Annotated in this window: 20 protein-coding genes; 10 read left to right on the top strand and 10 right to left on the bottom strand. The window is 64.1% G+C overall.

Annotation, left to right across the window (positions count from 1 at the left end):
- Positions 1–41: 41 nt before the first annotated feature.
- The 3 genes from N3C64_RS02050 to N3C64_RS02040 are packed head-to-tail and all read right to left on the bottom strand — an operon-like array spanning position 42 to position 4,049.
- Entirely contained in the window at positions 42–2,207 is a 2,166-nt protein-coding gene (locus N3C64_RS02050; protein ID WP_218629332.1) for an RNA degradosome polyphosphate kinase, read from the bottom strand.
- 53 nt (positions 2,208–2,260) lie between these two features.
- Entirely contained in the window at positions 2,261–2,935 is a 675-nt protein-coding gene (locus N3C64_RS02045) for a P-loop NTPase family protein (RefSeq protein ID WP_260011311.1), read from the bottom strand.
- Positions 2,936–2,942: 7 nt separating this feature from the next.
- Positions 2,943–4,049, bottom strand: coding sequence for an AI-2E family transporter (locus tag N3C64_RS02040; RefSeq protein WP_218629330.1), 1,107 nt, complete (start codon positions 4,047–4,049; stop codon positions 2,943–2,945).
- Positions 4,050–4,316: 267 nt separating this feature from the next.
- Here N3C64_RS02040 and proS point away from each other — a divergent pair, with 267 nt between their 5' ends.
- From proS to N3C64_RS02010, 6 genes are all read left to right on the top strand, one after another.
- Positions 4,317–5,654 (top strand): proline--tRNA ligase, encoded by a 1,338-nt coding sequence (gene proS / locus N3C64_RS02035; RefSeq protein ID WP_260011309.1) that lies wholly within the window; start codon positions 4,317–4,319, stop codon positions 5,652–5,654.
- Positions 5,654–6,142, top strand: coding sequence for a DUF2937 family protein (locus tag N3C64_RS02030; protein WP_260011307.1), 489 nt, complete (start codon positions 5,654–5,656; stop codon positions 6,140–6,142). Before proS ends, N3C64_RS02030 begins: the two co-directional genes overlap by 1 nt.
- A 95-nt stretch (positions 6,143–6,237) precedes the next feature.
- A complete protein-coding gene (locus N3C64_RS02025; protein WP_260011296.1) occupies positions 6,238–7,371 on the top strand; it encodes a cytochrome-c peroxidase in 1,134 nt (377 codons plus the stop codon).
- A gap of 80 nt (positions 7,372–7,451) precedes the next feature.
- Positions 7,452–8,744: a lipoprotein-releasing ABC transporter permease subunit gene (locus N3C64_RS02020; RefSeq protein ID WP_260011294.1), complete on the top strand. Its 1,293-nt coding sequence runs from the start codon at positions 7,452–7,454 to the stop codon at positions 8,742–8,744.
- Positions 8,737–9,414, top strand: coding sequence for an ABC transporter ATP-binding protein (locus N3C64_RS02015; protein ID WP_218629326.1), 678 nt, complete (start codon positions 8,737–8,739; stop codon positions 9,412–9,414). The genes N3C64_RS02020 and N3C64_RS02015 overlap by 8 nt, the downstream gene beginning before the upstream one ends.
- A gap of 3 nt (positions 9,415–9,417) precedes the next feature.
- The gene (locus N3C64_RS02010; protein ID WP_260011293.1) at positions 9,418–9,741 is read left to right on the top strand and encodes an arsenate reductase family protein; all 324 of its coding nucleotides are present in this window, start codon (positions 9,418–9,420) and stop codon (positions 9,739–9,741) included.
- Positions 9,742–9,784: 43 nt separating this feature from the next.
- On the opposite strand, the gene N3C64_RS02005 is transcribed toward N3C64_RS02010, so the two are convergent.
- The gene (locus N3C64_RS02005) at positions 9,785–9,991 is read right to left on the bottom strand and encodes a cold-shock protein (protein ID WP_218629324.1); all 207 of its coding nucleotides are present in this window, start codon (positions 9,989–9,991) and stop codon (positions 9,785–9,787) included.
- 254 nt (positions 9,992–10,245) lie between these two features.
- The gene (gene thrS / locus N3C64_RS02000; protein WP_260011290.1) at positions 10,246–12,192 is read right to left on the bottom strand and encodes a threonine--tRNA ligase; all 1,947 of its coding nucleotides are present in this window, start codon (positions 12,190–12,192) and stop codon (positions 10,246–10,248) included.
- 316 nt (positions 12,193–12,508) lie between these two features.
- On the opposite strand from thrS, the gene N3C64_RS01995 reads away from it, so the two are divergent.
- Complete coding sequence (locus tag N3C64_RS01995) at positions 12,509–13,255, top strand: alpha/beta hydrolase (protein ID WP_260011287.1); 747 nt, start codon at positions 12,509–12,511, stop codon at positions 13,253–13,255.
- Positions 13,256–13,445: 190 nt separating this feature from the next.
- Positions 13,446–13,688 carry a hypothetical protein gene (locus N3C64_RS01990; protein WP_260011285.1) on the top strand — a complete coding sequence of 81 codons (243 nt, stop codon included), beginning with the start codon at positions 13,446–13,448 and terminating at the stop codon, positions 13,686–13,688.
- Between the two features lie 3 nt (positions 13,689–13,691).
- On the opposite strand, the gene ilvN is transcribed toward N3C64_RS01990, so the two are convergent.
- On the bottom strand, positions 13,692–14,252 hold the full coding sequence (ilvN, locus tag N3C64_RS01985; RefSeq protein ID WP_218629320.1) for an acetolactate synthase small subunit: 561 nt from the start codon (positions 14,250–14,252) through the stop codon (positions 13,692–13,694).
- 78 nt (positions 14,253–14,330) lie between these two features.
- Positions 14,331–16,076, bottom strand: a complete 1,746-nt coding sequence (locus N3C64_RS01980) for an acetolactate synthase 3 large subunit (RefSeq protein WP_260011281.1) — start codon at positions 16,074–16,076, stop codon at positions 14,331–14,333.
- A gap of 708 nt (positions 16,077–16,784) precedes the next feature.
- On the opposite strand from N3C64_RS01980, the gene N3C64_RS01975 reads away from it, so the two are divergent.
- On the top strand, positions 16,785–17,354 hold the full coding sequence (locus N3C64_RS01975; RefSeq protein WP_218629318.1) for a TRAP transporter small permease subunit: 570 nt from the start codon (positions 16,785–16,787) through the stop codon (positions 17,352–17,354).
- Positions 17,354–19,177 carry a TRAP transporter large permease gene (locus N3C64_RS01970; protein WP_236021070.1) on the top strand — a complete coding sequence of 608 codons (1,824 nt, stop codon included), beginning with the start codon at positions 17,354–17,356 and terminating at the stop codon, positions 19,175–19,177. Before N3C64_RS01975 ends, N3C64_RS01970 begins: the two co-directional genes overlap by 1 nt.
- Positions 19,178–19,230: 53 nt before the next feature.
- Here the strand turns inward: N3C64_RS01970 and N3C64_RS01965 are convergent, their stop codons facing one another.
- Genes N3C64_RS01965 through ccmI form a run of 3 tightly spaced genes read right to left on the bottom strand, consistent with a single transcriptional unit; the run spans position 19,231 to position 21,486 of the window.
- Positions 19,231–19,488 (bottom strand): DUF1289 domain-containing protein, encoded by a 258-nt coding sequence (locus tag N3C64_RS01965; RefSeq protein ID WP_260011278.1) that lies wholly within the window; start codon positions 19,486–19,488, stop codon positions 19,231–19,233.
- Entirely contained in the window at positions 19,481–19,960 is a 480-nt protein-coding gene (gene ruvX / locus N3C64_RS01960) for a Holliday junction resolvase RuvX (RefSeq protein ID WP_218629315.1), read from the bottom strand. Before ruvX ends, N3C64_RS01965 begins: the two co-directional genes overlap by 8 nt.
- On the bottom strand, positions 19,957–21,486 hold the full coding sequence (ccmI, locus tag N3C64_RS01955; RefSeq protein ID WP_260011274.1) for a c-type cytochrome biogenesis protein CcmI: 1,530 nt from the start codon (positions 21,484–21,486) through the stop codon (positions 19,957–19,959). The genes ruvX and ccmI overlap by 4 nt, the downstream gene beginning before the upstream one ends.
- Between the last annotated feature and the right edge of the window lie 122 nt (positions 21,487–21,608).

Here is a 21,608-nt window from a genome sequence, read left to right as displayed (position 1 = left end):
GGGCGGCCCCGAGTCGTCCCGGCGCCGCCTCAACCTACCCTCTAGTCCATGCTATGGGCAAGTTTCGGAACGTCTTTTGCCCCGGCCGAACCACGGCCCGAAAGCGAGGGGTTCTCCATGAAGAAGCGGTGGCAGGAGAACAGATCGTCTTTCCCCGGAGGCAGGTCGCGCAGGAAGCGCCCGTCGGGTTGCAGCACCCAGCTTTGCGCCTCGTCGGCCATGTTCGCGGCCATGATCTGGCTGACGATTTGCGCCTTGACGGTGTCGTTGAGCGCCTCGACCAGCGTTTCGACCCGGCGGTTGAGGTTGCGCCCCATCCAGTCGGCCGAGGAAAAGAACACCCGCGCCTTCTTCGAGGGCAGGCCGTGGCCGTTGCCAAAGCACACGATGCGTGAATGTTCGAGGAAACGCCCGACGATGGATTTCACGCGGATATTCTCGGACAGACCCTTGATGCCGGGGCGCAGCCCGCAGATGCCGCGGATCACCAGGCTGATCTTCACCCCGGCTTGGCTCGCGGCATAAAGCGCGTCGATCACCTGCGCGTCGATCAGGCTGTTCATCTTGGCCCAGATCTCGGCCGGGCGGCCATTGCGGGCGTGCTCGCTTTCGCGCGCGATCAGTTCCAGAAGGCGCGGCTTGAGCGAGATCGGCGAAATCGCAAGGTTCTCAAGCCCCTCGGGCTGCACATAGCCCGAAAGGTAGTTGAAGACCTTGGTCGCGTCGCGGCCAAGCGCTGCGTCGCAGGTGAAAAAGCTCAGGTCCGTGTAGATCCGCGCGGTAATCGGGTGGTAGTTGCCGGTGCCGTAATGGGTATAGGTGACCAGTTGATCGCCCTCGCGCCGGACCACGGTCGAGATCTTGGCATGCGTCTTGTAGTTGATGAACCCGTAGACGACATGGGCGCCCGCGCGTTCCAGCCGCCGCGACTGGCGGATGTTGGCGGCCTCGTCGAAACGCGCCTTGAGTTCCACCAGCGCCGTCACCGACTTGCCGCTTTCGGCGGCCTCGCAGAGCGCGTCCACGATCGGGCTGTCCTTCGAGGTGCGATAGAGGGTCTGCTTGATCGCCAGCACGTTCGGGTCCGCCGCTGCCTGGTTGAGGAAGCGGATCACCATGTCGAAGGTCTCGTAGGGGTGATGCAGCAGCATGTCCTTCTGGCGGATCGCTGAGAACATATTGCCATCATGGTCCTGCACTCGCTCGGGCACGCGCGGCGTGAATGCGGGCCAGAGCAGATCGGAGCGCGACGACAGCACCAACTCCTTGAGGTCGGCGATGCCAAGCATCCCGCGCACCTCGACCACCTCGGAGGGATCGACGTGCAACTCGTCCATGATCAACGCGCGCAGGCTTTCGGGCGCGCCGGCGGTGATCTTCATGCGGATGACCTGCCCGCGGCGGCGGCGTTTCAGGGCGGTCTCGAATTCGCGCACGAGGTCTTCGGCTTCGTCCTCGACCTCAAGGTCGCTATCGCGCAGCACCCGGAAGGCGCAATGCCCGGTGTCGGCATAACCGGGGAAGAGCATGTTGAGATGCAAGAGCAGCAGTTCTTCCAGCGGTAGGAAGCGCGCCTCGCCGGGCAGGCGCACAAAGCGGTCGATCTGCTGCGGGATCGGCAGAAGGGCCTGAAGGCGGCGCTTGTCGGTCTGCCGCTCCAGTTCCAGCGCCAGGCAGAAACCGGTGTTGGGGATAAACGGGAAAGGGTGCGCCGGGTCAATCGCCAGTGGCGAGAGCACCGGGAAGACCTTGTTGAGGAAGTGATCCGCCAGGAAGTCACGGTCGCGCTTGGTCAGCTTGGAGCGCGTGACAAGGTGGATGCCCACACCTTCCAGCTCGCGCTTGAGCTTGTTCCAGGTGGTCTGCTGCGTGTCCATCAGCTTGCGCGCGTCTGCGTTGATCAGCACAAGCTGCTCGGCCGGGGTCAGCCCGTCATGCGAGGGGGTAATGCTGCCCTCGCGCACCAGTTCGCGCAGGCCCGCAACGCGGACGGTGTAAAACTCGTCGAGGTTGGTCGCCGAGATCGACAGGAACCGCAGCCGCTCCAGAAGCGGGACGCGCGGGTTCGTGGCCTCATCGAGGACGCGCCAGTTGAACGCGAGCCACGATAGCTCTCGGTTGAAGAAACGACGCGGGCCCGCGATCACTTCGGCGGGCATCTCGACAGGAGTCGGGAACGGGGTTTTGAGAAAATCTGCCTTGGTCATGATGCGCTTATGAGATGCTTTTGTAATGGCGCGATGACAGTATTTTGCGCTGCTCAGCCCAGAGTGTCCAGCACCTCGGCCGCCAAAGACCGCGTGATCGCGCGGTTCTCGGCCAGCGCGCGGGCATCTAGCGCCGCGACCAGTTGCCGCGCCGTGGCCAGAGAGCGGTCCATGCGCGTCACAAGCCAGGGGATCAGCGCGGCTGGCACTGCGATCTGGCGGTCGGCGAAGAGCTTGACGAGCACGGCAGACAAGAGCGCGTCATCGGGTGGTTCGATGCGGACATTGGCGGTGGCGGACATCCGGCTGAGCAGGTCGGGCAGGCTTAGCCCCCAGTCGCGCGGTGCGCTGCGGGCGGTCAGCAGCAGGCGCCCGCGCTCGGCCAGCATCAGGTTGTGCAGGTGGAAAAGCGCGGCCTGCGTCGCGGCGCTTTCCGCCACGCGCTCGGCATCCTCGACGACCACGGCGCCCGCGCGCACCAGATCGGGCGCGGCCTCGTCAGTCAGTTCCTCGGCCGAAATCACCGGCGCGCCTTGGGTGTCGGCCCAGATCTGCGCGAGGTGTGACTTACCCGCGCCCTCGGGGCCGATCAGCAGCATCCGCCCCTGCGGCCAGCTTTCGGGCGCATCAAGCGTCGCCAGCGCCAGCGCATTCGCGGGGGCGACGAAGAAATCCTCTCGGCCCTGCGACTGGCGCAGGGGCAGGTCCAGGATCAGTTGACGGCTCACGTCCGGGTCAGTCCTCTGCGGGTTCATGTGCCAAGGCGGTCACGGGGGCCGCTTCTTGGCCCGATGCGAGGCCTTTGTAAAGCCGCCCCTCGAGGTATCGCTCCAGCACGAAGCGGGTCACCACGCCGATCATCGCGGCAACCGGAACCGCGACCAGCATGCCGACGAAGCCAAACAGCGTGCCAAAAGCCGACAGCGCGAAGATCAGCCACAGCGGATGCAGCCCGACCGAGCTGCCCACCAGCTTGGGCGTGATCAGGTTGCCTTCAAGGAACTGACCGGCGGCGAAGATCGCGGCCACGATCCCGATCGACATCCAGTCGCCCCAGAACTGAAAGAGCGCAAGCCCGATGGCCAGCACGCCGCCAACCAGCGCGCCCACATAGGGGATGAAGGTCAGCCCGCCCGCGATAGCCCCGGCGATCAGGCCGAAGTTCAGCCCCGCGAGCATCAGCGAGATCGAGTAGAACGCGCCAAGGATCAGGCAGACCGAGATTTGCCCGCGCACGAAGCCCGACAGCACCTTGTCGATCTCATGCGCCAGCTTGCGCACGGTCGGCGCGTGATCGAGCGGCAGCCAGCTGTCGATCTTGGCCACCATATTGTCCCAGTCGAGCAGCATGTAGAAGGCTACGACCGGCACGACGACGATGAAGACGACGAAGTTCACCACACCCATCGCCGAGCTGAGCACACCAGTTGCCAGCTCTCCGCCGCGTGCCTTCACTGCCTGGCCAAGCGAGGCGAGCGTCTCGTTGATGACCGAGCCTTCCTCCATCAGTGAGGGGAAGGTGGTCGTGAGGAAGGATTGCAGGCGCCGGGCAACCTCGGGGGCGATGCCGACAAGCTGGGTCAACTGACGGATCATCGCGGGCACCACCGCCAGCGCCAGGATCACGAAGATCAGCGTGGCGACCAGCGCAATGGTCGAGGTGGAAGCCGCTCGGCTTAGTCCCAGCCGCTCCAACCGGTCGGCCAGCGGGTCCATAAAATAGGCAATCGCGCCGCCAACGATGAAGGGCAGGATCACATCGCCTAACCCCCAGAGCGCGAGCGAAAATACCGCAGCGGTCGCCCCCCAGTAGGTCACTTGTTGTCGTGCGGGCAGGGCCATGGGTCAGTCTTTCCAATCGTTCGGGTCAGTTTGCCCAACTGCCGCGCGGTTGCAAGCGGTGACGGCGGCCGGTCGGGCGCGAAATAGGCATGAAGACGCGCATTACACCCCCTCGGCCCGCATTTTTCTTCGCAGCCCCCTGCGCCCGCGGTGGCCGGGAGGGCGGCGTTCGTGCTCTTTTCCCTAGTGCCGTGGAGGCTGATCTTGCCCCAGCGGCCCATTTCCTCTAGGCCAGTTCGCAACGCGAAACCCAACCCGGACAAGCAAATGCGCCTTTCCCGCTACTTCCTCCCCGTCCTGAAAGAAAACCCTGCCGAGGCGCAGATCGTCTCGCACCGCCTGATGCTGCGCGCAGGCATGATCAAGCAACAGGCGGCGGGGATCTATTCGTGGCTGCCGCTTGGCTACAAGGTGCTCAAGCGCATCGAGCAGATCGTGCATGAAGAGCAGGTCCGCGCAGGCCATATTCCGCTGCTGATGCCGACGCTCCAGCCCGCCGATCTGTGGCGCGAGTCGGGCCGTTATGACGATTACGGCCAGGAAATGCTGCGCATCAAGGACCGGCACGAGCGCGACATGCTCTACGGTCCCACGAATGAGGAGATGATCACCGACATCTTCCGCAGCTATGTCTCCAGCTACAAGCAGCTACCGCTGACGCTCTACCACATCCAGTGGAAGTTCCGCGACGAGGTCCGCCCGCGCTTCGGCGTGATGCGCGGCCGCGAGTTCCTGATGAAGGACGGCTACAACTTCGACCTGACCAAGGAAGACGCGCTGCACGCCTATAACCGCCACATGGTCAGCTACCTTCGCACCTATGAGCGCATGGGCCTGACGGCGATCCCGATGCGCGCCGCCTCGGGCCCGATCGGCGGCGACAACACGCATGAATTCCTTGTGCTGGCGCAAACCGGCGAATCCGAAGTGTTCTACGACGCCAAGGTGCCGGATCTGAAGCTGGGCGATCGTGCCGTCGATTACGACAACCGTGATGAGGTTGCCGCGATCTGCGAAGAGTTCACCACGCTTTACGCACGCACCGACGAAACCCATGACGAGGCCGTCTTCAACAAAATCCCCGAAGAGCGCCGCATGGTCGGCCGCGGGATCGAGGTCGGCCAGATCTTCTACTTCGGCACCAAATATTCCGAATCCATGGGCGCGACCGTCGTCACCCCCGATGGCAACCGCGTGCCGGTCGAGATGGGCTCGCACGGGATTGGCGTCTCGCGCCTGCTCGGCGCGCTGATCGAGGCCAACCACGACGACAAGGGCATCATCTGGCCCGAGGGCGTGACGCCGTTCCACGTTGGGATCGTCAACCTCAAGCAGGGCGACACCGCGACCGACGCCGCCTGCGAGGCGATCTACAAGGCGCTTCAGGGCCGTGGGCTTGATCCGCTTTACGACGACCGCGAGGACCGTGCCGGCGCCAAATTCGCCACCATGGACCTGATCGGCCTGCCGTGGCGCATCACCGTCGGCCCGCGCGGGCTGGCCAATAACGTCGTCGAGCTGACCTGCCGCCGCACCGGCGAGAGCGAAGAGATGTCGGCCACCGCCGCCGTCGAGCGCATCGTCAAGATCTACGAAGCGCACTGATGCGCGGCACGCTGGCGATACTGGGCGGGCTTGCGGGGGCGGCGACGCTCTCGCAGTTCCCCGAGTTTTCTCAGCAATACCTTCAGCGCCTTGGCGGTCAGGCCGAGGCGCTGGCCGCCGTCGTGGCCGAATTCGACGCGAGTGCCGAACAGGCCAACCTGACCCGCGAAGTGGCGCTGACGCAGTTGCAGGGGACAGAGTTTCTCGACACTCACGGCGGCAATATGCGCGAGCTGATCGAGCGGGCCGAACAAGCGCAGGCCGATTACGTCCTGCTGCGCGCGGCAACGCCGCTTGAGCGGCTGACGCTGCCGCAGCGGTTCCGCGACCCCGAGGTGCTGCAAGCGACCTGGGCCGATTTTCGGCCTGCAGTGCAGCTGACGCCCACCGGCATGACCGCAGCGGGCATCGGCTTTGCCCTTGGCTGGGGGCTGGTTCTTGCGTTTGCCGGGCTGATCATGCGGCCCTTCCGGCGCCGCACGGCATAGGCTTGAGCGAAACACTCGGATAATTGACCTTGGTCAATGCCGGTCTGCGGGGCGCGTCGGATAAACGCCCCCGGGGACTCGATCTGGAGTGGGCCATGAAAAAGCTGCTGTCAGGCGCTGTTGCCGCGATCTGTGTCATGGGTGGCGCGGTCGGCGCGACCGAGCCCTACGCTTCGCTGGAGGCATGGGGCGAGGCGCTGTTCTTCGACACTGACCTGTCGGCCAATCGCACCCAATCCTGTGCTACCTGCCATTCCCCCGAAACGGGCTTCGTCGATCCGCGCGAGGGGGCCGTGAGCCTTGGCGATGACGGGCATAGCCTTGGCGATCGCAATGCGCCGACTGCGGCCTATGCCGCCTTCTCGCCAGCGTTTCACAAGACCCCCGAGGGCAAATGGAAGGGCGGCCAATTCCATGACGGGCGCGCCGCGACGCTGGCCGATCAGGCCAAGGGTCCGCCGCTGAACCCAGTCGAGATGGGCATGAAGGATGAGGCCGCCGTGGCCGCGCGCCTCTGGGCCAATCCGCGCTATCTGGCGACGCTGGCTGCGCTGAAAGGGCCGGAAACCACCGCGGACCCGCTCAAGGCCTTTGACGCCATGGCCGAGGCCATCGCCGCCTTTGAGCAAAGCAAAACCTTCCAACCCTTCGATTCCAGATACGACCGTTTTCTGCGAGGCGAGGAGCGGCTGACGGATGAGGAGGAGCTTGGGCGGCTCTTGTTCTTCTCGAAGCAGTTCACCAACTGCAATATCTGCCACCAACTGCGTCCGGGGCCGTTCGAGGAAAGGGAAACCTTCTCGAACTACGAGTATCACAATATCGGTGTGCCCGCGAATGTGGCGGTGCGCGCGGTGAACGGGGTGGCGGGCGATCATGTGGATCGCGGGCTGCTCGACAATCCCGCCATCGACGATCCGGCTCAGGCTGGCAAGTTCAAGGTGCCGAGCCTGCGCAATGTCGCCGTCACCGGTCCCTATATGCATAACGGCGTCTTCACCGATCTGCGCACGGTCGTGTTGTTCTACAACAAGTACAACTCGGATCTACCCGAACAGCAGATCAACCCCGAGACCGGCGTCCCGTTCGCCGCGCCAGAGGTTTCCCAGAACCTTTCGCTGACCGAGCTGGAGACCGGCCCGGCGCTGGACGACAAGCGTATCGACGCCATCGTGGCCTTCTTGCGCACGCTGACCGACGCACGCTACGAGCCGCTTCTGGATCGGTAACCCAACAGATCCGTGAACCCGCGCGGGCTTGACCTTTAGGCCCGCGCGGGTCAGCTTGCGCGAGCTTTTGGGATAGGAACATGGCCAGCAGCACCGCGCCCTTTTCTCCGTTCGAATTCATGATTGCCTGGCGCTACCTGCGCGCACGTCGCGCCGAGGGGGGCGTGTCGGTCATGACCTGGATCAGCCTGATCGGGATCATGCTTGGCGTGGCCGCGCTGATCATCACGCTGGCCGTGCGGGCGGGCTTTCGCGGCGAGTTCGTCGATACCATTCTGGGCGCAAATGCCCATGTGACGGTCTATTCCGCGCCGACCGAGGTTGTCGAGAACTCGGGCATCTATTCGCGCCTGATGCGCGATTACGAAGACCGCGCTGCGCGTATCCGCGAGGTGCCGGGCGTGACCCGGGCAGCGCCCCTTGTTCGCGGGCAGGTGATGGTGACGCTGGCCGACCGCTCAAACGTGGCCGAGGTTTATGGCATCGCCGCCGAGGATCTGATGACGATCCCGCGTGTGGCGCAGTCCGAAGAGGCGCTTGGTGATATCGACCGCTTCGAGGAGGGGATCGCCATGGGCTCGGGCCTTGCGCGCGAGTTGGGCGTGAGCGTGGGCGACAAGGTCAAACTGATCTCGCCCAATGGCGCCAAGACCGCCTTTGGCACCAGCCCGCGGGTCAGCGCCTATGAGGTCGTCTATATCTTCACCGCGGGCCGTTGGGATATCGACCGCACGCGCATCTACATGCCCTTCGCCGAGGCGCAGAGCTATTTCAACCGCGAGGGCGGCGCCGACGAGATCGAGGTGGACGTAACCGAACCCGAGCGGGTCGATGACTGGACGCCGCAGCTGATCGCAGCCAGCGGCGCGGGTACGATGCTCTGGAGTTGGCGCGACGCCTCGGGCAGCTTCCTGCGCGCGCTCGACATGGAGGATAACGTGATGTTCGTCATCCTCTCGGTCCTCGTGCTGATCGCGACGATGAACATCACCTCGGGGCTGATCATGCTGGTCAAGAACAAGGGCCGCGATATCGGCATCCTGCGCACCATGGGTCTGACCGAAGGCTCGGTTCTGCGCGTCTTCTTCCTGTGCGGGGCATTTACCGGGGTGATGGGGACGCTTCTGGGCCTTGTGCTCGGCGTCGTCTTCTCGCTCAACATCGAGCATGTGATGAACTTCATCAACTGGCTGAACGGCGGCGGGGCCTGGGACCCTTCGGTGCGTGGGATCTACGAATTGCCCGCCAAGCTGCGCGCGGTCGATATCGCCAAGGCGGTCGGCCTGTCGCTCGGGCTGAGCTTTGTCGTCACGATCTTCCCCGCGCGCCGCGCCGCGCGCCTGAACCCGGTGGAGGCACTGCGCTATGAGTGATGTGCTGACGCTGGAGCGGCTTGAGAAAAGCTACAATCGCGGCAAGCCGGGCGAGATCGCCGTGCTGCGCGGCGTGAACCTGACGATCCCGCGCGGGCAGGTCGTGGCTCTGGTGGCGCCCTCGGGGGCGGGCAAATCGACGCTGCTGCATATCGCGGGGCTGCTGGACACGCCCGACAGCGGGCGCGTGGTAATCGGCGGGCAGGATCTGAGCGGCGCCTCCGACCGCCGCCGGACCGAGGCGCGTCGCGCCGATCTGGGCTTTGTCTATCAGTTCCACCACCTGCTGCCCGAGTTCACGGCACTGGAAAACATCGTCCTGCCGCAGCTGGCGAACGGGGCAGGGGGCAAGGCCGCCGAGGAACGTGCGCGCGCGCTCTTGGGGCGCGTGGGGCTTGCCGAGCGCGTCGATCACCGCCCCTCGGCCCTGTCGGGCGGAGAGCAGCAGCGCGTCGCCTTCTGCCGCGCGCTGGCCAACCAGCCCAAGCTGTTGCTGGCCGATGAGCCGACCGGAAACCTCGACCCGGCGACCTCGGACACGGTGTTCGATGTGCTGATGGAGCTGGTGCGCGAGACCGGGCTTTCGGCGCTGATCGCGACGCATAACCTCGACCTCGCCGCCAAGATGGACCGGATCGTGCGCCTCGATGGCGGGCAACTGACGGAGTAAGCGATGATCCTTTACGGCATTCCCACCTGCGACACCTGCCGCAAGGCGAAAAAGGCGCTGGAAGCCGCAGGCCATCAGGTCACCCTGCGCGATGTCCGCGCCGAACCCCTGAGCGGCGACGAGATCGCCGAGTTTGTGGCGCAGTTCGGTGAGAGAATCGTCAATCGCGCCTCAACGACCTGGCGCGGTCTGTCCGAGGCCGAGCGCGCGGCGTCCGTGCCGGATCTTCTCGCAGCCCATCCGACGCTGATGAAACGCCCGGTGATCCGGGGCGCGCAGCTGACACTTGGCTGGGATAAGGCCGCGCAGGCGGCACAGGGGCTCTAGCCCCGAAATGAGAGCGGCCCGACAGGGTCGGGCCGCGGAATTCTCAGAGCAGTTTCAGGTCGCTCGCCGAGGCGCGGCCGTCACGGCCCGACTGCAGCTCGTAGCTGACTTTCTGATTGTCCTGCAGACCCTTGAGGCCGGCGCGCTCAACCGCCGAGATATGGACGAAGACGTCCTTGCCACCCTCGTCGGGCGCGATGAAGCCGTAGCCTTTGGTGGTGTTGAACCATTTCACGGTGCCAGTGGCCATTCCGTTCACTCCTTCAGGTTTTCCCGGGCAGAATTGCTTCCGGGCCGTGCAGCCAGGTCTTTCAAGTCTTCCGGCTGCCCCGCGAAGGGAGCGGTAGAAAGTCTGCAGTCACGCGAGGCCAGCCTGCCACAAGCCAAGAGAAAATCAACGAAAATAAATGTGACACCCGTGCGAAGGCCGATTTCTTGCCCAAAACGGCGTCAGGCGCCCTTGTGGGGGCGCCTGACGGGGGGCTTGGTAGGGTAACTGTGCAATCAGCGCAGGTCGGGGGGTAGAGCCTCGCCCTTGAGCGTTTCGATGATTGCGTCGAGCGCCGCCGTTTCGGTGCGGTTCTCGCCCAGGCGACGGACGGAAACGGTGCGTTCCTCGACCTCTTTCATGCCGATGGCGAAGATATAGGGCACCTTGCCAAGCGAATGCTCGCGGACCTTGTAGTTGATCTTCTCGTTACGGGTGTCGGCCTCGGCCCGCAGACCAGCGGCGCGCAGCGCGGCCACGACCTCGTGGACGTATTCGTCCGCATCCGAAACGATCGAGGCCACCACGATCTGACGCGGCGCTAGCCACAGCGGCAGCTTGCCCGCATGGCTTTCGATCAGGATGCCGATGAAGCGCTCGAAAGACCCGAGGGTCGCGCGGTGCAGCATGACCGGGCGGTGGCGGTTGCCATCCTCGCCGATGTAGCTGGCGTCGAGACGCTCCGGCAGCACGAAGTCGACCTGAAGCGTACCGCACTGCCAGTCACGGCCGATCGCGTCGGTCAGTACGAACTCAAGCTTGGGCCCGTAGAAGGCGCCCTCGCCGGGGTTGAGCGTGAACTCGTAGCCCGCCGCCTTGGTCGCGTTGGCCAGTGCCGCCTCGGCCTTGTCCCAGACCTCGTCCGAGCCCGCGCGCTTCTCGGGGCGATCCGAGAACTTGATCTTGAACTCGGTAAAGCCGAGGTCGCGGTAGATCCGCGAGAGGAACTCGATGAAGAGCTTGGTCTCGCTCTCGATCTGGCTTTCGCGGCAGAAGATATGTGCGTCGTCCTGCGTAAAGCCACGCACGCGCATGATGCCGTGCAGCGCGCCCGAGGGTTCATAGCGCGCACAGGAACCAAACTCGGCCATGCGCAGCGGCAGGTCGCGGTAGGACTTGAGGCCGACGTTGAAGATCTGCACGTGGCAGGGGCAGTTCATTGGCTTGAGCGCGTTCACGACCTTCTCGCGCGCGCCTTCCTCGTCCACCTCGACGATGAACATGTTCTCCTGGTATTTCTCCCAGTGGCCCGAGGCTTCCCAGAGCTTGCGGTTCACCACCTGCGGGGTGTTGACCTCGACATAGCCGCCCTTGGTCTGCTGGCGGCGCATGTAGTCCTGCAACTGGGTGTAGATGGTCCAGCCGTTCGGGTGCCAGAAGATCTGGCCGGGCGCCTCTTCCTGCATGTGGAAGAGGTCCATCTCCTTGCCGAGCTTGCGGTGGTCACGCTTGGCGGCCTCCTCAAGCATGGTCATATGCGCCTTGAGGTCGTTCTTGTTCTTGAACGCGACGCCATAGATGCGCTGGAGCATCGGGCGGGTGTTGTCGCCAAGCCAGTAGGCGCCCGCGACATGGGTCAGCTTGAACGCATCCGCCGGAACCTGCCCGGTGTTTTGCAGGTGCGGGCCGCGGCACAGATCCTGCCAGTCGCCATGCCAGTACATCCGCAGGGGCTCCCCCTCGGGGATGCGGTTCACGAGCTCAACCTTGTAGGGCTCGTTGGTGGTGATGTAGTGCTCGACCGCGCGGACGCGGTCCCAGACTTCGGTACGGACCGGTTCGCGCGCGTTGATGATCTGCTTCATCCGCGCCTCGATCTCGCCAAGGTCTTCGGGCGTGAAGGGCTCGGCGCGATCGAAATCGTAGAACCAGCCGTAATCGCGCACCGGGCCGATGGTAACCTTCACGTCGGGCCAGATCTCTTGCACGGCGCGCGCCATGATGTGGGCGAGGTCGTGGCGGATCAGCTCAAGCGCGGACTCGTCATCCTTGAGCGTGTTGATCGACACTTTGGCGTCGGTCTCGATGGGCCACTGAAGATCCCAATGCGCGCCATTCACACGCGCCGAAAGCGCGGCCTTGGCCAGCGAGGGCGCGATGGATGCAGCGACTTCCGCGGGGGTCACGCCCGCGTCATAGGAACGCTGATTGCCATCGGGAAAGGTGAGGGTGATTTGGGACATATCGTCCTCCTCGTCGGTTTGGCGCCCACGGAACGCCCGGTTGCGGGTTATGGTCGACGCCGATATGCGACGCCCGCGCGTCCAAGTCAACGGGGCGCGCTGCGGCAATCGCGCAAGCGGGGGCTCTGCCCCCGGCTTCGCCTCCCCCGGGATATTTCTGCAAAGCCGAAATAGGCGTAGTGATCTGTTCTCTTTCGGCTTTGTTTAAATATCCCGGGGGTGAGCCCGGCACGGGCGAGGGGGCAGAGCCCCTTTTTCGGCGGTTGAGGCGCGCGGACCCGCCGGTTAGGGTAAGTCCAAGTCGAAGGGGGAACGCATGACCGAATTCATCACCACGCCCGAGGGCCGCCGGATCGCCTATGCCAAGACCGAAGGGGGCGGCCCCGGGATTGTCTTTCTGCATGGCTTCAAATCCGACATGCAGGGGACGAAGGTGCTGGCGCTCGAGGACTGGGCGCGGGCGCGGGGGCGTGCGTTTCTACGGTTCGACTATTCCGGTCACGGCCAGTCTGATGGGGAGTTCTCCGATGGCGCCATCGGGGACTGGTTCGAAGACGCGCGCGACACGATTCGCGCGCTGACGGGTGGGCCGCAGGTGCTGGTCGGCTCGTCCATGGGCGGGTGGATCGCGCTTCTGCTCGCGCGACATCATCCTGAGCTTGTTGCAGGGCTGGTGACCATCGCCGCTGCCCCGGATTTCACCGAAGACGGATACTGGTCCTCGTTCGACAAGGCCGAGCGGCGCGCGCTGGAAGAGGTGGGCTATGTCGATGTGCCCTCGGACTATGGCGAGCCTTACCGGATCACGCGGCGTCTGATCAATGAGGGGCGCAACCGGTTGGTTCTGCGCGATCCGCTGAGCCTGAACTTCCCAGTGCGCTGCCTGCAGGGCACCGACGATGATGCCGTGCCGGTCGAATGGGCGACCCGCCTTTTGGCCCATGCGCAAAGCCCCGATATGCGGCTGACACTGGTGAAGGGCGCTGATCATCGGTTCTCGGAGCCTGACGATCTTGCGCTGATCGAGCAGACTGTGGCCGAGGTCCTGGGAAGGATCGGTTGAGCGGGGCGTTCAACGCTGTGTCGTCGTGGCGCATCGGGCGGCCAGTGAAGTCCTGAGCAGGCGCGGTGTTGCTGCGCGATTGGCTGCGGGCGCTGTTTCTGTTAGGCTGACGTTGGGTAACCGGGGGCGGGCGCTTGCCGGGCGATGCAGGTAAGGCATCGCCGGATGCGTCAGGCAGAGGGGATGTCGGATGAAAGCGATCGTCTTCTGGCAGGATCGCAGGAATGGGTCCGCCGTGATCTATTCGGTGCGCGATGGTGCGCTGGTGTTGCTGCGCGGCGCACGCCCTGCGGATTGCTTTCCGCCCGTGGACCGGCTTCTGGCAGCCGAGTTGCTGTTGCAGCGCCTGATCTATCTGCCGCAAGACACCTGCGATAAAGGGCGGGCCGCTCAGCGCAGCACCGCCCCCGAACCTTGTGAAACCGGTAGCTGAGCCTCAGATCCCGCGCGGCAGGGCGGCAACCCCGGTGCGGGCCACATCCGACAGACCAAGCGGGCGCATCAGTTCGGCGAAAGCGTCGATCTTTTCTGGGGTGCCGGTGATCTCGAACACAAAGCTCTCCAGTGTCGAATCGACCACATTGGCGCGGAAGATGTCGGCCAGACGCAGCGCCTCGACACGCTTGTCGCCCGTGCCTGCGACCTTGAAAAGTGCCAGCTCGCGTTCGACAGGGGTGCTTTCAGTGGTCAGGTCGATCACCTGGTGCACCGGAACGATGCGGCCTAGCTGCGCCTTTATCTGGTCGATCACCGCAACCGTGCCGCGCGTCACGATGGTGATGCGCGAGCGGTGGCCCTTGTGGTCCACCTCGGCCACGGTCAGGCTGTCTATGTTGTAACCGCGGCCCGAAAACAGGCCGATCACGCGGGCCAGCACGCCCGCTTCGTTATCAACCAGCACCGCCAGCGTATGCGAGCGCTCCACTTCCGAGTGGAAATCGCGCAGGTCATAGGCCGAATGCGAGGTCGAGCCTTTCTTGATGTTCAGAGCGGCCATTGCCCTCTCCTTTATCTTGTAAGTCCTTGGACTACATGAATTCCTGTCGCGCCCGGGGAAGACCCCCGGGCCACTCGATCACACCAACGTCGCGCCCGATTTGAACGCCTCGGCATCGGCTGCCAGCAGCATCTCATTGTGCGGCTTGCCCGAGGGGATCATCGGGAAGCAGTTTTCGTGCTTCTCGACGAGGCAGTCGAACAGGACCGGGCCGTCATAGTTGAGCATTTCCATGATCGCGTCGTCCAGCTTGGCCGGATCGTCGCAGCGGATGCCCTTCCAGCCGAAGCTCTCGGCCAGCTTCACGAAATCGGGCAGGCTTTCCGACCAGGAGTGCGAATAACGCTCGCCATGCAGCAGTTGCTGCCACTGGCGCACCATGCCGAGGCGCTCGTTGTTCAGGATGAACTGCTTTACCGGGGTGCGGAACTGGGTCGCGGTGCCCATTTCCTGCATGTTCATCAGCCACGAGGCCTCGCCCGCGACGTTGATCACCAGCGCGTCGGGATGCGCGATCTGCACACCGATCGAGGCCGGGAAGCCGTAGCCCATGGTGCCAAGCCCGCCCGAGGTCATCCAGCGGTTCGGCGCATCGAAGCCCAGGAACTGCGCGGCCCACATCTGGTGCTGACCCACCTCGGTCGTGATGTAACGGTCACGGTCCTTGGTCAGCGCCTCGAGGCGTTGCAGCGCGTATTGCGGTTTGATTGTCTTTTCCGAGTTGGTGTAGGCGAGGCAATTGACCTTCTTCCAACCCTCGATCTTGGCCCACCACTTGGCGAGGCCTTCCTTGTTGACCTTGCGCCCGCGCGATTTCCAGATCTTGAGCGCGTCTTCGAGCACATGGCCCACGTCGCCCACGATCGGCAGGTCCACCGGAACGATCTTGTTGATCGAGGAGGCGTCGATATCCACATGCACCTTCGTCGACTTCGGCGAGAAATCCGCCACGCGGCCGGTGATCCGGTCGTCGAAGCGCGCGCCGAGGTTGATCATCAGATCGCAGCCATGCATCGCGAGGTTGGCCTCGTAAAGGCCGTGCATCCCCAGCATCCCCAGCCAGTTCTTGCCCGAGGCCGGGTAGGCGCCCAGACCCATCAGTGTCGAGGTGATCGGGAAGCCGGTGGCATCCACCAGCTCGCACATCAACTGGCTGGCCGCAGTGCCCGAGTTGATCACGCCGCCGCCGGTGTAGAAGATCGGCCGCTCGGCGGTTTCGATCAACTCGACCAGCTTGGTGATCGCATCCAGATCGCCCTTCACCTTGGGTTGGTAGTGATCGACACGCGCAGCCTTCGGGGCGCTATAGGTGCCGGTGGCGAACTGCACATCCTTCGGGATGTCGATCAGCACCGGGCCAGGGCGGCCCGACGTCGCGACGTGGAAGGCCTGGTGGATAGTTTCCGCCAGCTTCTCGGTCTCTTTCACCAGCCAGTTATGCTTGGTGCAGGGGCGGGTGATGCCCACGGTGTCGGCTTCCTGGAAACCGTCGGTGCCGATCATGAAGGTCGGCACCTGGCCCGAGAACACCACCAGCGGGATCGAGTCCATCAGCGCGTCGGTCAGGCCGGTCACGGCATTGGTGGCGCCGGGGCCCGAGGTCACCAGCACACAGCCCGGCTTACCGGTCGAGCGCGCGTAGCCTTCGGCCATGTGCACGGCGGCCTGCTCGTGGCGGACGAGGATGTGACGGACGTCGTTTTGCTGGAAGATCTCGTCATAGATCGGAAGGACGGCACCACCGGGATAACCGAAGATCGTATCGACCCCCTGATCCTTGAGCGCCTGAACCACCATTTTCGCGCCGGTCATCTGCCGTGCCATCACTCTCTCCATTCCCGCGGCCCTCGGGCCTCTGAACCGTTTCGCAACAAAAAGCCCTCGCGTTTCGGGCGAGGGCGCATGGGAACCATCATGGTCAAACCGTCACCGGCCCATGCACCAACCTCCTACGACGACAAGAAGCGAGAGCATCGCTGATCCTTTCCGTTGCGTTGCAGCGGACATTAGAAAGGCGCGTCGGGGGCGTCAACGGCAAATCTGTGAATATTATGTCGCAGGGGTCGAAAAAACGTTCCAAATATTGCGTAGCGACAGCTTTCAGCGGACATTTTCAGAAAATAGCCCCCAGTTTCATCCTGCTGCGGGTGCAAACATGAGCTTCGCGCGACGAATTTGGCGCCGCTGGCCCGAGTCGTGTGGCCTTGGAGCGGGTGCGGTTCGTCGCGGTTTTCTCGATATGGAGATGTTTCACAGCGGCTCCGCGCATCCGCTTTGGGGCGCCATGACGCAGGGGCGCTGCCGCTTTTCCCGCTTCCTTTTCGCGCGACGTTCTTTATCTTGCGGTCAGCTTTCCGGGGACACACCGGTTCGGGATCACCGCAAGATGTGCGGATGATGCAGTTTTGCGCAAACTGGTCAGAAAAAACTACCAAAATGGGCTAAATTTCTTGACGTCCGGGGGGAGTCCGTTCAAGGAATGCTGACTGCCCCTGGAGGTAGGGGGCCAAAACCGGGAAGGGGAGGACGGAGATGGGCGCTTTGCTAGCCCTGTCGCGCCTGATTGACCGAGTAAACGAGACCATCGGAAAGGCCGTATCCTGGCTGATCCTGATGGCCGTAATCATCTCGGCTGCGAACGCGACTATTCGAAAGATCTTCAACGTATCGTCGAACGCCTGGCTGGAATTGCAGTGGTATCTATTCGGTGCCGCCTTCCTGCTGGCCGCGGCCTATACGCTCAAGCAAAACGAGCATATCCGCATCGACATCGTTTACGGCGCGTTCTCGCGCCGCGTGCAGCACTGGATCGACCTGTTCGGGCATGTCTTCTTCCTGATGCCCATGGTCAGTCTGATGCTTTATCTGCTGTATCCCTATGTGATGCTGTCCGTGAAATCGGGCGAGGTCTCGACCAACGCGGGTGGATTGATCATCTGGCCGGCGAAAGCCTTGCTGCTGATCGGCTTTATCCTGATGTTCGCGCAGGGCATCTCCGAGATCATCAAGAAGATCGCCGTCATGCGCGGCCTGCTCGAAGATCCGCATCCGGCGACGGGCCATCACGGCCATGACATGATCGTCGAAGAGGAGGCGCTGTGATGATGGAACTGATCGCGCAGAACATGGCGCCGATCATGTTCGTCTCGCTCATCGGCTTCCTGCTTTTGGGCTATCCGGTCGCCTTCGCACTGGCCGCGAACGGTCTGGTGTTCTTCATCATCGGGGTCGAGCTTGCCCCGCTGTCGAATGGCACGATCAACCTCAGCTGGCCGCTCTTGAACGCGATGCCTGAACGGTTCTGGGGGGTGCTGTCGAACGAGACATTGCTTGCCATTCCATTCTTCACATTCATGGGGATCGTGCTTGAGAAATCGGGCATGGCCGAAGACCTGCTCGACACCATCGGCCAGCTCTTCGGTCCGGTGCGCGGCGGTCTGGCCTATGCGGTGATCATCGTGGGCGCGCTGCTGGCCGCCACCACGGGCGTTGTCGCGGCCTCGGTGATCGCGATGGGCCTGATCTCGCTGCCGATCATGCTGCGTTATGGCTATGACCGCAGGATCGCCTCGGGTGTGATCGCGGCGTCGGGCACACTGGCGCAGATCATCCCGCCCTCGCTGGTGCTGATCGTTCTGGCCGACCAGCTCGGCCGCTCGGTGGGCGACATGTACAAGGGCGCGATGATCCCCGGCCTCGTGCTGACGAGCATCTACCTTGGCTATGTCGCGCTGATGTCGGTGCTGCGTCCGGCCTCGATGCCCGCGCTGCCGAAAGAGGCGCGCACGCTTGGCTCGGGTGTGACCTCGCTTGCTGTGGCGCTGGCTGCCGGTCTCGCGCTCTTCTACGGCGCTGAAAAGTACCTCGAAACCAACCACAACCCGAAAGACGCGGGCATCCTGGCCGCAGCACTCGCCGTTCTGGTGATCTACGCGGTCGCGGTACTCGACAAGGCGCTCAAGATCAATGCGATGAGCCGTCTTGCCCAGCAGGTCGTCATCGTGCTGATCCCGCCGCTGGCGCTGATCTTCCTGGTGCTCGGGACCATCTTCCTTGGCGTTGCCACGCCGACCGAGGGCGGGGCCATGGGTGCCGTCGGTGCGCTGATCCTGTCGGCGATGAAGCGCCGGCTGAACTACGGTGTGGTGCGCGACGCTCTGGCCGCCACGACGCGCCTGTCGGCCTTCGTGATGTTCATCCTGCTTGGCGCGCGGGTCTTCTCGCTGACCTTCTACGGCGTGAACGGCCATCTGTGGGTCGAGCATCTGCTGGTCTCGCTGCCCGGCGGTGAGATGGGCTTCCTGATCGTCGTGTCGCTGCTGGTGTTCTTCCTGGCGTTCTTCCTCGATTTCTTCGAACTTGCCTTCATCATCGTTCCCCTGCTGGCCCCCGCGGCCGAGAAGCTGGGCATCGATCTGATCTGGTTCGGGGTGATCCTGGGCGTGAACATGCAGACATCGTTCATGCACCCGCCGTTCGGATTTGCGCTGTTCTTCCTGCGTTCGGTTGCTCCGAAGTCGCCCTATATCGACAAGTTGACGGGCAAGCTGACCGATCCGGTGAAGACCTCGCATATCTACTGGGGCGCCGTGCCGTTCGTGTTTATCCAGATCATCATGATCGGTATCGTGATCGCGTTCCCGGGCATGGTCATGCACTACAAGGGCAAGGCGGTCGATCCTTCGACGATCGAGCTGAAGCTGCCCGAGATGCCAGGTCTTGGCGGTGGTCTGGGCGGTCTTGGCGGGTTTGGTGCGCCTGGGGCGGCACCGGGCTCGGCGCCGGGCGGGATGGGCCTTGGCCTGCCGCCGCTTGGCGCGCCCGGTGCGCCGACCGGTGCGCCCGCAACGCCCCCGCAGGGCGGAGGGGCAAGCCTCGTGCCGGCTCCGATGGGGCTTGGCGGGCTTCCCGCCGCCAGCAACTGAAACGAAAACGGCGGCCCACGGGCCGCCGTTCCAATTTCGGTGGTAGGGTCGTTTCAGGCGGATTCGCCGGTGCGCCCGGAATGTCCGCCACGGCGCTGATGCAGTCGCGGTGCACGCGCAGGCAGTTCCCCCATGACACGGTCGCGCTCCTCGGGCGTCATGCGTGACCAGTTGCCGATCTCGTTCAGCGTGCGGTAGCAGCCCACGCAGATCTTCTCGACCGGGTGGACCGAGCACAGCTTGATGCACGGGCTTGCGATCTCTGCCCGTTTCCAGATGCGGTCGGTGTTCTCGGGGATGTTCTCAGACATTCGAGGCCCTCAGATGCGCCAGACGATCCAGCGCTCCCTGAAGGATAAACCCGGCGGCCACATGGTCGATCACCTCGGCGCGACGCTTTCGCGACATATCCGCCTCAAGCATCGCCCGTTCGGCCGCCACGGTCGAAAGCCGCTCGTCCCAGAAGCCGATGGGCAGGGGGGTGAGTTTCTCGAGGTTGCGGGCAAAGGCGCGGGTCGATTGGCAGCGCGGCCCCTCGGTCCCGTCCATGTTCATGGGCAGGCCAAGGACTATCCCCGCGATCTCGCGATCAGTCACGATCTTGAGCAGTTTCTCGGCGTCGAGCGTGAATTTCTCGCGCCGGATGGTCGAGAGCGGCGAGGCGACCGAACGCAACGTGTCCGAGACGGCGACGCCGATCGTCTTGGTGCCAAGATCAAGCCCCGCCACCGCGCCAAAGCGGGGCAGGGCTTCGAAGAACTCTTCGATCGTGGCGCAGATCAATTCGCCACCCCGGCGGCCTGCGCGGCGCCCGTGATCACCGACAGCGCGGCCTCGTTACCCGCAAGCGCGGTGCGGGCCATGGAGTAGACCTCGGCGGCGCGCTCGGTCTGGCCAAGCGTGGCAAGCGAGGAGATCGCGCGCGCCCATTGGCTGGCGTCGCCGCCCTCAGACTCAAGTCGCTCGACCAGTCCATTGACCATGTTCGCGATCATCTCCTGACGCTCCTCGGGCGTCATGTCCGAGGCGGACTGCATCTGCTCGTCGGTCAGTGCCGGGCCGCGCATCGGCTCGGCAGCTTCCGCCATGGGGGGCACTTCGCCCTCGGCTGCGGCCCGGATCATCTCAAGATCCTCCGGGAGATCGGCAAAGCGGCTTTGCGCCTCGCCCCAGATCGCCTGCGCGCGGTCATCCTCGCCCAGCATCCGCAGCGACGAGATCAGCTTGGCCCAATCCGCAGCCGGCCCGCCTTCGTTTGCCAGACGGTCGTTGAGTTGCGCAACCATGCCGCGGATCATCTGCTGACGGTCCTCGGGCGACATTTCCGCCGCGGCCTGCATATCGGCAGCCGAAGGGCCGCGGCCACCCAGGGCGGGCAGCTCATACCGCGTCTCGCCAGCGATCCAGGCGAGGTTCTCGATATTGGCCAAGATCGCGGGCACCCAGGGCGCTTGCGCCGGGCCATTGCGCAGCAGCGCGTCCCAGATGCGGAAGGCGCGGTCGCCGCGCCCGTTCTGCGCCATCATCAGACCGATGTAGTAGCGCGATAGGCCCTCGGCCGGGTCCATCTCGAGCGCCTTGGCAAAGTTCTCCTCGGCTTCCTTGGTCACGAGACCGCCCGCAGCGACGACCATGTATTCGCCCAGATCGGCATAATCCTGTGCGCGCGCCTTGTCGCCCAGAACCTCGACGAGGCGTTTCTTCGTTTCCCAACCCGCGCGGTAGTTGCCCATGCTCATCTCGTTACGCGCGAGAAGGGCAAGGCCCTCGGGGTCGTCGGGGCGCTCGGCCACGGCCTTGCGCAGGCGCTCCATCAGTTCAAGGAACTGTGCATCGGGTTGCGGCTGGTCGGCCTGTGCGGCAGCGGCCTGCTTTTCTGCCTCGTCCTGCGAGGGGCGCGAGTCGTAAAGCTCGTTGGCGATGGCAAAACGTTCCTTGATCGGCTGGTCGGGGTAACCCGCCGCGCCGAGGCGCTGATAGAGGTAGAACGAGGTCGCCATGATTGCGCCAAGCACAAGGATGATTGCCATCGTTGCGCCCTTGGGTGCCTCGCGGCTGTCTTGCTCGGCCTGCGAGACGCGGTCGGCCTCTAGCATCCGGCGCGAGATTTCGACGCGGGTGCGCTCGGCCTCCTCCCGGGAGATCACGCCACGGGACATATCCTTGTCGAGATCGCGCAACTGGTCGCGGTAGACCTGCACATCATAGGCAGAGGCGGGCGCATCGGCCGCGTGCCGGCGCACGAGGGCGAGGACGAAAAGCAGCGCAACAAGCGCCACGAGGGCGGCGGTAAGGGTCCAGAACAGCATGGCGTCTCCTGTGTCTGCACCCATTTAGGCCGGATAGGCCGGGCAAGAAAGGGCCAAGCGGCAAGATGGCGCGCCTTGTCGCAGGTGCATGTCGTATTTTTCCCGCAATTGCCGCTTGGGGG

The sequence above is a fragment of the Sedimentimonas flavescens genome (assembly GCF_025154035.1).
Lineage (GTDB): Bacteria > Pseudomonadota > Alphaproteobacteria > Rhodobacterales > Rhodobacteraceae > Rhodobacter > Rhodobacter flavescens.
The sequence above is the reverse complement of the archived record's forward strand: the minus strand, read 5'-3'. Positions and strand labels throughout refer to the sequence as shown.

What these genes read in the sequence shown, in the direction of transcription:
- proS (WP_260011309.1), top strand. Translation starts at nt 4,317, where the DNA reads ATGCGCCTTTCCCGCTACTTCCTCCCCGTCCTGAAAGAAAACCCTGCC.
- N3C64_RS02005 (WP_218629324.1), bottom strand. Translation starts at nt 9,991, where the DNA reads ATGGCCACTGGCACCGTGAAATGGTTCAACACCACCAAAGGCTACGGC.
- thrS (WP_260011290.1), bottom strand. Translation starts at nt 12,192, where the DNA reads ATGTCCCAAATCACCCTCACCTTTCCCGATGGCAATCAGCGTTCCTAT.
- ilvN (WP_218629320.1), bottom strand. Translation starts at nt 14,252, where the DNA reads ATGGCCGCTCTGAACATCAAGAAAGGCTCGACCTCGCATTCGGCCTAT.
- N3C64_RS01995 (WP_260011287.1), top strand. Translation starts at nt 12,509, where the DNA reads ATGACCGAATTCATCACCACGCCCGAGGGCCGCCGGATCGCCTATGCC.
- N3C64_RS02020 (WP_260011294.1), top strand. Translation starts at nt 7,452, where the DNA reads ATGGCCAGCAGCACCGCGCCCTTTTCTCCGTTCGAATTCATGATTGCC.
- N3C64_RS01990 (WP_260011285.1), top strand. Translation starts at nt 13,446, where the DNA reads ATGAAAGCGATCGTCTTCTGGCAGGATCGCAGGAATGGGTCCGCCGTG.
- N3C64_RS02050 (WP_218629332.1), bottom strand. Translation starts at nt 2,207, where the DNA reads ATGACCAAGGCAGATTTTCTCAAAACCCCGTTCCCGACTCCTGTCGAG.
- N3C64_RS02030 (WP_260011307.1), top strand. Translation starts at nt 5,654, where the DNA reads ATGCGCGGCACGCTGGCGATACTGGGCGGGCTTGCGGGGGCGGCGACG.
- N3C64_RS01980 (WP_260011281.1), bottom strand. Translation starts at nt 16,076, where the DNA reads ATGGCACGGCAGATGACCGGCGCGAAAATGGTGGTTCAGGCGCTCAAG.
- N3C64_RS01970 (WP_236021070.1), top strand. Translation starts at nt 17,354, where the DNA reads ATGATGGAACTGATCGCGCAGAACATGGCGCCGATCATGTTCGTCTCG.
- N3C64_RS01965 (WP_260011278.1), bottom strand. Translation starts at nt 19,488, where the DNA reads ATGTCTGAGAACATCCCCGAGAACACCGACCGCATCTGGAAACGGGCA.
- N3C64_RS01975 (WP_218629318.1), top strand. Translation starts at nt 16,785, where the DNA reads ATGGGCGCTTTGCTAGCCCTGTCGCGCCTGATTGACCGAGTAAACGAG.
- ccmI (WP_260011274.1), bottom strand. Translation starts at nt 21,486, where the DNA reads ATGCTGTTCTGGACCCTTACCGCCGCCCTCGTGGCGCTTGTTGCGCTG.
- N3C64_RS02025 (WP_260011296.1), top strand. Translation starts at nt 6,238, where the DNA reads ATGAAAAAGCTGCTGTCAGGCGCTGTTGCCGCGATCTGTGTCATGGGT.
- N3C64_RS02015 (WP_218629326.1), top strand. Translation starts at nt 8,737, where the DNA reads ATGAGTGATGTGCTGACGCTGGAGCGGCTTGAGAAAAGCTACAATCGC.
- N3C64_RS02010 (WP_260011293.1), top strand. Translation starts at nt 9,418, where the DNA reads ATGATCCTTTACGGCATTCCCACCTGCGACACCTGCCGCAAGGCGAAA.
- N3C64_RS02040 (WP_218629330.1), bottom strand. Translation starts at nt 4,049, where the DNA reads ATGGCCCTGCCCGCACGACAACAAGTGACCTACTGGGGGGCGACCGCT.